General features: G+C 67.7%; 5 protein-coding genes and 3 pseudogenes. 3 read left to right on the forward strand and 5 right to left on the reverse strand.

From position 1 onward, the window contains the following. Positions 1-804: 804 nt before the first annotated feature. Positions 805-1,149 (reverse strand): annotated as a pseudogene (locus tag ACWC0C_RS44795) (GNAT family N-acetyltransferase); the annotation flags it as partial. Positions 1,150-1,206: 57 nt separating this feature from the next. Then, positions 1,207-1,864 (reverse strand): annotated as a pseudogene (locus ACWC0C_RS44800) (transposase). Positions 1,865-2,023: 159 nt separating this feature from the next. On the opposite strand from ACWC0C_RS44800, the gene ACWC0C_RS44805 reads away from it, so the two are divergent. Beyond that, a complete protein-coding gene (locus ACWC0C_RS44805; protein WP_450870681.1) occupies positions 2,024-2,785 on the forward strand; it encodes a maleylpyruvate isomerase family mycothiol-dependent enzyme in 762 nt (253 codons plus the stop codon). A 4-nt stretch (positions 2,786-2,789) separates the two neighbouring features. Here the strand turns inward: ACWC0C_RS44805 and ACWC0C_RS44810 are convergent, their stop codons facing one another. From ACWC0C_RS44810 to ACWC0C_RS44820, 3 genes are all read right to left on the reverse strand, one after another. After that, positions 2,790-2,915 carry a hypothetical protein gene (locus ACWC0C_RS44810; protein ID WP_450870683.1) on the reverse strand — a complete coding sequence of 42 codons (126 nt, stop codon included), beginning with the start codon at positions 2,913-2,915 and terminating at the stop codon, positions 2,790-2,792. Between the two features lie 101 nt (positions 2,916-3,016). Further along, complete coding sequence (locus ACWC0C_RS44815) at positions 3,017-3,553, reverse strand: GNAT family N-acetyltransferase (RefSeq protein WP_450870685.1); 537 nt, start codon at positions 3,551-3,553, stop codon at positions 3,017-3,019. Positions 3,554-3,789: 236 nt separating this feature from the next. Continuing rightward, positions 3,790-4,041 carry a hypothetical protein gene (locus ACWC0C_RS44820; protein ID WP_450870687.1) on the reverse strand — a complete coding sequence of 84 codons (252 nt, stop codon included), beginning with the start codon at positions 4,039-4,041 and terminating at the stop codon, positions 3,790-3,792. Positions 4,042-4,337: 296 nt separating this feature from the next. Here ACWC0C_RS44820 and ACWC0C_RS44825 point away from each other — a divergent pair. Beyond that, positions 4,338-4,523, forward strand: a pseudogene (locus tag ACWC0C_RS44825) (MarR family transcriptional regulator); the annotation flags it as partial. 1,405 nt (positions 4,524-5,928) lie between these two features. Then, the gene (locus tag ACWC0C_RS44830) at positions 5,929-9,807 is read left to right on the forward strand and encodes a non-ribosomal peptide synthetase family protein (protein WP_450870688.1); all 3,879 of its coding nucleotides are present in this window, start codon (positions 5,929-5,931) and stop codon (positions 9,805-9,807) included. Positions 9,808-10,155 lie beyond the last annotated feature (348 nt).

Here is a 10,155-nt window from a genome sequence, read left to right on the forward strand (position 1 = left end):
TCGTCTTCCCTCATGTCCGGGGCGCCTGGGGGGCGTTGGGGGTTATGCCGCTACTGCGTCCGGATGTCAGCTCTGCCCAGCAGGCGATCAAGTACCTGGAGGAGTACGAGGTTGCAGCGCAAGCCCTGAAGTCCCAGCGGCAGGTGACCGGAGGAGGCTCCACGGTTGATCTCCCGCCATTCGATCCGGACGACATCCGCGGCTACTGGCGAGAGAGGTAGGTCGGCCATCGTTTCAAGGGGCGAGAAAACAACGGAGACTGTCTACTTCGCCAGTGCCAACTCCAAGGACCTCGGTGACGGCGCCGACTACCCGACCCCATGAACGACGACCTCCACTGAATAGAAGAAAGGTTCGACCGCTGGACCAGTCTCGATCAGGCGGTTACCCAATTCGCGCAGCCCGCGGAGACCAACGAGAACTGCGTGGCAGAACTCCCCGCTACCCCGGCAACCTCGAAACAAGCCCAAACGGCAGGCACTCCAAGCAAGCGGCTGCCTCCCCGCAGACGGCCGCTTCCCGTGCATCGCGCTGATGGCGTCAGGTGAACCGTGGGTCGTCCGCGCTTACGGCCGGCGGCATCTGTCGGCACCTATCAGGGCCCAACCGGGGCCGGCTGACACGTAACCGCCGCGATGCTGATCACTCCCGACACGGACATCCCCAGGCTCACCGTGCGGCGCGCCGACTGACCCCAGCACCTGCGCCCCGACGCCGACCACGATGCCCCTCCTGGCGGCTGGGCATCTACCGCCGATCCGGCCGGATCGGTGGCCTCGTGGATCCGTGCTGTCGAGCACGAGATCAACCGGACGGCGTGACTGAGGACCACGCGCCGAACCACTGCTCGGCGCCGTAGGCCTGGAATCGTTCTACCTCGCTGAACCCCAGCTTCGCCGCGAGGCGCATGGAGCGGACGTTGGCGGTCTGGGTGGCGAGCACCACTGGTTCGCCGGGAAGCGCGCCGGCGAACCAGTCGAGTACCGCTGCGCACGCCTCGGCGGCGTATCCGTGTCCCCATGCCTGTGGCAGGAACAGGTAGCCGAGCTCGGTCTTTCCGGCAGCCTGACGAAGGTGCCCCGTTTCTCTGGTGAGCGTGATCTGGCCGATCATCGCTCCGTCGAGATCGACTATGAAGCCCGGCGGGGCAGCGGGACAGTTCGGGGAGGAACTCGACAGAGGCGCCAGGCAAGGCTCGAAGAGGAGCTAACACAATGCCTGGACTCGCCTGTAGGTGATCACACAACAGGCGAGCTTCAGGAACGCCTCGTGGATGTCGTCGCGGATCTCCCAGTGGATCCGTAGCCGTCGGAAGCCGTGGATCCACGCGTTCGTCCGCTCGACTACCCAGCGGGCCGAGCCCAGGCCGGAGCCGTGCGGAACTCCGCGTCGGGCGATGACCGGCTTGATGCCGCGCTTCCACAGGAGCCGACGGTACTTGTCGAAGTTGTAGCCCCGGTCGGCGAACAATGTGATGACGTGGTGCTTCGAGCCGGGCCGGGCACGGTCGACCGGGCTCGGCCCCGTTTTGGGCCGCCCCGACGGGCCTGGTGGTGGGAGCCGTCGATCACCGCCCGGGACCAGTCCAGCTTCCCGGCACGGTGCAGCTCGGTCAGCAGCACCTGGTGCAGCCGGTCCCACACCCGGCCTCGTGCCAGTCCCGCAGCCGGCGCCAGCTCGTCATCCCGGACCCGAAGCCGAGCTCCTGCGGCAGCCACTCCCACTGGATCCCGGTGTGCAGCACGAACAGGATGCCCTGCAGGCAACCACGGTCGTCCAGTGGCAGCCGGCCGGGATGGCGCGGACGCCGCTGCCTGACCGGCAGCAACGGCTCGATCCGCCCCCACAGGTCATCCGGCACCATCCACGGAGGACCGTTCCCCTTCCCTATGACTCGTTCAACGAGCCATTCAGGAAGGGAATATGGCTACGACCAGGCTTTCTATTAGGTGCTCTAACTCCCGCAGCTGACGGCCTGGAAAATAGGGTGCGGTCGGCTGAACTGGGGTGATAGGTAGGCGATGTGACAGAGAGTCTTGAGTATTCCGCCCTGCTGCAACTGATCGACGAGCGGTCGGCCGCGTTCCGGAGTGCGGTTGCCGCCGCGCCCAGCCTTGACGCGCCGGTGCCGTCCTGCCCCGAGTGGACGTTGTTCGATCTGGTGCAGCACCTGGGTACGGGCCAGCGCTGGTGGGCCGCGATCGTCGCCGCGGGCCCGGCCGAGGCTCCGCCGGCCAAGGATGCCGTAGAGGTGCCGCGCGAGCTCGAGGCGCTGCTGGCCTGGTACGCCGAGTCGAACGAGCTGCTGCTGAGTGCGCTGCGCGAGGCCGGCCCGGAGCGCGAGTGCTGGGCGTGGTGGGGCGCCGGTGTGTCGCCGGCGAATGCCTGGGGCGTTGCGCGGCGCCGGGTGCACGAGGTGCTGGTGCACACCTACGACGCCCAGCTCGCCGCAGGCGCCGTGCAGCCGATGCCGGCGGACGTCGCGATCGACGGCGTGGCCGAGTTTCTCGACACCTGCAACTCCACCCCGGCGGCCTGGCCGCACGAGGCCGCCACCATCCACTACCACGCCACCGAGGGCCGCTCCTGGCTCCTCACGCTGGACGGCACCGGCGCCTGGCCCGCACCCCTCACGGACGACGCCGCGCACGCCTCCGCTTCGGCCACGGGCACGGCCGAGCAGCTGCTCCTCTTCGTCTGGGGCCGCCTCACGCTGAGCGACCTGAAGATCGAGGGCGACCAGCAGGTGTTCGAGCAGCTGATCGCCTGGGAGCCCGAGGAGTAGCCAGTCAATACCGCCAGCGGACGGCCTCGACGACGTCCGCGTCGGTGAGCATCGCGAACAGCTCCGCCTGCGCGCGGCGGACGGCCAGTACGGCCTCGTACAGCTCGGGCCCGAGCGCCTCCCGCAGCACTGCCGACTCAGCCAGGGAGGGGATATGGCTACGACCAGACTTGCTGTTAGGTGCTCTAAATCAGGAACTTAAGGCTCGTCAGGTCGATCAACGGCTTGTGCTCACCTCGGTTCGCCGCCGGACCGCTCCGCACGGAGCATGGAGAAGATCACCTGATCGTGCCACCGGCCGCCGCGCCACTGCGCCGAGCGCAGCACGCCCTCCCTGACGAAGCCCGCCTTCTCCAACGCACGCTGCTCGGCGAGGTTGGCGCAGTCCGTCCAGGCTTGGAGCCGTTCGGCCCTGGTGTGGTCGAAGAGGTACTCGGCCAGCAGTCGCTGGGCCTGGGTGCCTATGCCTCGGCCGTGCGCGGCCGGCACCAGGCCGATCGCCAGGGTCCAGCAGGTAGAGGTGGCGGGCCGCCCCCAGGTGCTGGCGAACCACTCGACCCGGCCCACCGTCCGGCCCGCCTCCGCGACGGAGAGAACACCGCCGTCGGGGCTGAGTAGACCGGTCTCTGCGAACTGCCGGCGCAGGCCGGCCGGTGAACCGAAGCCGAACCACTGGTACTGGCCGGTCCCGTCCGGCCCATTGAACTCGCGCTCGAACAGGTCGAGATCGTCGGCGGTCACCGGGCGCAGCGTGATCTCATCGGACATGGAACGACTCCTGATCCTCTCGACCACCGGTTCGACCCGTATGGCCGGTGTGGGCAACGGCGTCTGACTCTTCCACACATCAAGCCGCGCCCCCGCAGGATGCCCAGCGCTGCGCACCCGGACGTCGCGTGAGACGGTCACCGTCCTGGACCCGCCCCAGCTCCGCGCCAGCACGGGATCCCGGTATTGATCGTAAGAACTCTGAGCAGGCTGCTCCACAGGCTCTGTCCCGAGCGTCATGCGTCGGGCTCTGCCTCAGCGTCGGCGAGGAGCGCCAGGCCGGGGTACAGCTTGCGGTCGTTGTTCCTGATCATTTCGGCTGGGGAGGCCAGGCCCAGTCCCTGACGGATGCGGCTGGCGAGGGCGCGGCTGGACGCTGAGCCCATCCCTTCGTCCGAGCACCTGCAGCCGTAGGTCTCGTAGCGGAGCTTCTGGTCGACGCGCAGGTCGAGGTTAGGCTGACGGCTGTCGCCCTTGGTGCACCGCACGGTGATGGCTGGCCGATGTGGTCTTCGGTCTTCGCGCCGGCATACGGAGGTCGGCGTTCCGGGGACGGCGGCCGGTGGCGAGCTTGCGGACCGGAACAGTGGTGGCCAGCGCATAGAGGCCCTGTCCGGTCTCGTCCGGGTGGACATCTGCCGTCCCCCAGACCAGGAAGGCGCGGGCACGGGCCTGGCTCGGGCGGATCCCGGCGAAGACCTGGGTGGGATCGACGAGGGCGAGGCGGTCGACCCGCTGCGGTGCATGCAGTACATATCAGACGGCCAGCCAGGTGCCGTACGAACCCGGGTGGCTCGGCGAGCAACTGCGCCTGAACTCGGCCGGGACCACCGCCCTGGTGGATCGGCTGGAGCGCCTCGGACTGGTCTGGCGCGGCAGGGACATGGGCTATCGGCGACGCGTACTGCTGGAGGTGGAGGAGAAGGCCACGGAACTCGCCTGGACCTTTTTCGGGCCGGTGATCGGCGAGGGGGTGACGGGCTGAGGGCAACACACGCTTCCTGAACGGGACTTGTGGGGCGTCGAGACCTGAGGCGCGCCCCGGATCGGTTTGAGAGGGCGTGTGGTCGCGGCTGAAGCGAATGCGCTACCGCCCCCGCCTCATCCAGGGACTCGTCGCCAAGACCAGCGATGAACGCGTTGCAGCCGGGGTCGCCGATCTCCTAGCCGTCCTTTGCGAGCAACGCGACGTCGCCGTCGGAGCAGGTTATGACGCCTTCGAAACTGAGGCCGAGGAATACGTGGACGCGGACGCCCCTTAAACCCACGCCCAGGAATCCGGGCCGCCCCCCTCCCAGTGAATGTCGTTCCACGCCGCTATATCCAACTCGTCCCGGTTCCCAAACCCTGTGCTTTGCAGGATTGCAGTCAAGTCGTGAAGGGAACGAGCAGTGGCAACCATTTGACCACTCACCCATACTTTGCGCCGACCCTCCGGTGACGGCGGGCCTACCACCACAGGTTTCATAGCTTTCCGTAAACTGGTCTACCGTCGGCGCCGCCCCTGAGCCCACAGCAGGAGATAAATCGATGCATCTCAGTGCAGCGTAGGCATGCCCAGGTTCGGCAGTCGGAAAGTATCTGGCAGGTCATGCGACTACGTACCCTCAGCCGACCTGCGCCGACGCGGCGCTCTTGATGGGCCTGATTTTCTAAGTACTCACATTCTAGTTCCGAACGCGCGGTTTGCCAGCTGGAGAGCGCCGCGTCAGGGCCTGCGATCTCGTGCCGATGGAGACTTACACGGCGCCGCAGCCAGGGAAGAGCGATGGGTCCAGTCGACTCGAGGTTGCGCGAGGAACGGCCCACCAGCTTGACAGGTCGGCCCCTTGCGGCGCCTACGCCAAGTCAACGACGTCTCACTCCGCCATTCCACGAGGCAAACATGATCACCTTGTGTGCGCCATAAGAGCGAGGCACTATGACGTCAGCAGCGGGTAGCCGCCAACTGTCTCCTCGCGAAGAACTCATTCTTCCACTGCGCTCACTACGGACACAGGACCGACGATTGAGTGGAGGAAATGATGGTTACTCCAAAGCGCATTACCGCTCCGGAGCACTTCCACGACATCGATGTCGTACTCGCAGGGGCCTGCCGCCGCTCCGCCTGGCCACGGCGCCACGCCTCGGTATCGCTGCCTGATGCACAGATAGCGCAGGTCGATCGGAAATCAAATGGGTCTCGGCCGTGATCGCTGGCTGCGCCCCTGTTTGTTGGTTCCCTCCTCGTGCTGGTCTGGCGCGCCGCTCCATTGGGCGAGTCACTGACAACCCGGGCCCGGACCTGGCCAGCAGCCAGGTGTTCGGCAATCGAAGGGTCGACGGCCTCACCCCGACGGCGGCTTGGAACCACTCACCCGACTCAAGGGGAGACCGTGACCAGAGAACCCGCGCGCCCCACAGCCTGTGCTGACCACATCCACGTCCATGGGAGCCTGCCCGGTCTGTTGCGCCAGCAGGCGGCATCGCAGGCCACCACTGTCGCCGTCACCAGCGGCGCCGGCAGCCTCACCTACCGGGAACTTGAGGCAGCCGCCGCGCATTTGGCCGACCGCCTGAACGCACTGGGCATCGCCCGGGACGACTGCGTCGGCCTGTACACCGAACCGTCGCTGGACCTGATGACCGGCGTGTGGGGCATTCTCTTCGCCGGCGCGGCCTACCTGCCGCTGTCCGCGGACTATCCCGACGAGCGGCTGCGTCTCATGATCGAGGACAGCGGGATACGCGTCGTCGTCACCCAGCCGCATCTCGCCACCCGGCTCCGCGACCTCGCCCCGCACGACATCCGCGTCGTGGAACTCACCGGCACGGGACCCCACCCGCCCCCGCCGCGCCCGTCGTTGGAGCCCGCGCCCGGCGACCTCGCCTACGTCATCTACACCTCCGGCAGCACCGGCCGGCCCATGGGCGTGATGATCGAGCACGGCAGCATCCTGTCCCAGATGCGGTGGATGCAGTCGTGCGGGCATCTCGGCCCGCACGCCACAGTGCTGCAGAAGACCCCGATCAGTTTCGACGCGGCGCAGTGGGAGGTCCTGGCCCCCGCCGTCGGCGCCCGCGTGGTGATGGCCGCCCCGGGCAGCTACCGCAACCCGGAGGCGCTGATCGCAGCCGTCACCACGAACCGGGTCACGACCCTGCAGTGCGTACCGACGTTGCTGCAGGCGCTGCTGGACACCGAGCAGATGGGCACGTGCACCACCCTGCAGCGGGTGTTCTGCGGCGGAGAGGCGCTTTCCCGGCAGGTGTCCCGGTCCTTCTTCGACGCGGTCCCCTGGTCCTCCCTGATCAACCTGTACGGTCCGACCGAGTGCACCATCAACGCCACGGCCCACCTGGTCAGTCCGGACACGCTCAGTGAGGCGCCCGGCTCGGTCCCCATCGGCATGCCGGTCGACAACACCCAGTGCTACGTCCTGAACGAGAACCTGGCTCCTGTGGACATCGGCGAGAAGGGCGAGCTCTACATCGGGGGCATCCAACTGGCGCGCGGCTATCTGAACCGGCCCCAGCAGACCCGCGACAAGTTCGTCCCCTCACCGTTCGTCCCCACCAAGCGGCTCTACCGCACGGGAGACCTGGCCTCCTGGAATGCCGACGGCACCCTCCAGTTCGCCGGTCGCACCGACAACCAGATCAAGCTGCGCGGCTACCGCGTGGAACTGGACGAGATCGCGTTGGCCATCGAGGAGCACACCTGGGTACGCCGTGCCGCCGTGATCGCGGCAGACGATCCGCGCACCGGTTCCACCAACCTGGTGGCCTGCGTTGAGCTGAACCCGAAGGAAGCCGTCCTAATGGACCAGGGCGACGCGGGGACGCACCACCAGTCCAAGGCGAACAAGCTCCAGGTGAAGGTCCAGCTGTCGGATCCCGGTCTGCGCGACGCGCATGAGCTCGAGGGGAGACCGGTGGTGCGGCTGCCCGGCCGGCGGGAGACGGCGCGGCAGCGCCGGGAGGCCTTCGCCCGCAAGACGTACCGCTTCTTCGACGGCGGAGAGGTCACCCGCGACGACATCGTCGCCCTGCTCTCCCCGCGCCCACCGGCCAGGCAGGCACGTGGCCTGACCGACCTCACCTGGCCTCAGTTCGGTGGGCTGCTGCGCTGGTTCGGTCAGTTTCGCAGCGCGGAACGGCTTCTGCCGAAGTACTTCTACGCCTCACCCGGCGCGCTGTACGCCACGCAGCTCTATCTGGAGACCGGGGGGCTCGACGGCCTGGGCGCGGGTGTGTACTACTACCATCCCGTCCATCACACGCTGGTGCGGATCGCGGGTGCCCCGCAGAGCCCCGACGCCCGCCTGACCTTTCACTTCCTGGGCAAGAAGCGGGCCATCCAGCCCGTCTACGCGCACAACATCCGCGAGGTGCTCGAACTGGAAGCCGGGCACATGCTCGGTGTCTTCGAGGAGATCCTCCCGGAGTACGGGCTCGCCATCCGTCCCGACTCCTTCCGGCCGGCGGCGAAGGAGAACCTCCATGTCGCCCCGGAGGACCACTACCTGGGCACCTTCACCGTCGATCGCAACGACGGCGCGCCCGCGGACACCCCCACCGACATCTACGTCCAGGCTCATCCGGGCCGCGTGCACGGTCTGCCGGCCGGCCAGCACCGGTGGACCGGCCACAATCTGGAACACATATCGGACGCGGTCGTCCTGCCCAAGCACGTGATCGCCATCAACCAGCAGGTCTACGAGCGGTCGAGCTTCGGTATCACCGCCGTGAGCCGGGCGGCGGAACCGTGGCTGCAGTACATCGCGCTGGGAGCCAAGCTGCACCATCTGCAGCGCAATGCCCGGCGCATCGGCCTGATGTCCTCCGGCTACAGCTCCAACACGGGCCACCCGCTGCCCGCCGCGCGGCGCGTCCACGACATCCTCGCCTCCTGCGCACTGCCCACGGGCCCGTCGTACTTCTTCCTCGGCGGCAAGGTCAGCGAGGAGCAGATCCGCAGCGAGGGCATGCACGAGGACACGGTGCACATGAACGGACCCTCCGAGATGATCCGTGACGACCTGGCCAAGCGGCTGCCCGACTACATGGTGCCCAACCGTGTCCTCGTGCTGGACGAGCTGCCGCTCACCGCCAACGGCAAGGTCGACGTCCCGGCCGTGGCCGCCCTGGAGCAGGTGCGCTCCGCCGACACCAGCAGGCCCTACGTCGCGCCCGCCACCCCGGCGGAGCGGTGGCTGGCCGACGCATGGGCGGAGGCGCTGAAGTACGAAGACGTGTCCGTGGAGGACGACTTCTTCGCCTCCGGAGGCAACTCGCTGATCGCGGTCGCACTCGTCAGCCGCATCAACCACGTGTTCGGCCTGAGCCTGCCGCTCCAGGTCCTCTTCGAATCCCCACGGCTCGCCGATCTCGCCGCCCGCATCGAGGACCAGCACACCGCGCCCGCCTCACGGCTCGTCCCGCTCACCACCGAAGGCACGGGCCGTCCGGTGTTCTGCTGGCCGGGTCTGGGCGGCTACCCGATGAACCTGCGCCTGCTGGCCCGCGAGGCCAGCGCCGGCCGGCCGTTCTACGGCATCCAGGCGCACGGGATCAACGCGGGTGAGACGCCGTATCCGACCATCGGCGAGATGGCGGCCGCCGACGTCGCCGCCATCCTGCGCGCCCAGCCGGACGGCCCGTACAGCCTCTGGGGCTACTCCTTCGGCGCCCGCCTCGCCTTCGAGGCCGCCTGGCAGCTCGAACAGGCCGGGTACCCCGTCGATCACCTGTTCCTGATCTGCCCCGGCAACCCCCGGGACAGGGTGGCGGGCGCCGGCCGTTTCGTCCGGGAGGCGTCCTACCGCAATCCCGTGTACGTCGCGATCCTGTGCTCCGTGTTCACCAGTAGCGTCAGCGGCCCCCAGGTGGACGCGTGCCTCGCGGCGGCACAGGACGAGGACACCTTCACGAACTTCATCCACCATCAGATGCCGACTCTTGACGAGGCGTTGATCCGCCGCATCATCCGGATCGTCGCAGCCACCTACGAGTTCGACTACACGTTCCGCGAACTCACCGAGCACCGGCTCCGGGCACCAGTGACCGTCTTCAAGGCCGCCGGGGACGACTACTCCTCCCTCGAGAGCCACTCCGGCTGGTCCACGACCTCGCCGACCGTCGTGGAACTCACCGGTGACCACTACAGCGTCCTGAGGGAGAGCGGCATCTCGGAACTCGCCACGGCAATTCACGCCCGAATCAGCGATGCGGCAACTGGAGAGACTCGGCCTGGCCTGGACCGTCGAGGATGAGGGGTTTCAACAGGCGCGGCACATTTACGGTTTGCCGCTCGTGCCGCGCTGACGGTCGAGCTCAACGTGGCCACTGTGCCGATGCTTTGGCCAATCAGTAACAGCCAAGGCCCAGCCTGTGGTCGCCCTGTAACGGGACCACCAAGGCCGGCCCGGGGTCCCTCTTCTGGCCAGATCCCGTGACAGCGAACACCGGGTCACCTTTCAAAGACCGCCGACAGGCCCCGGCACAGCTAGCGGCTGGGCACCGGGGTGAAGCGCTCCGGGGTCGGTGGAGGCTCTATGTGTTGGCTCCAGCCGCCGGTTGGGGCTGGTGTTGAGCGTAGTGGTTGGTCTCGTGTTCGTGGG

It is taken from the genome of Streptomyces sp. NPDC001709, from assembly GCF_053596375.1.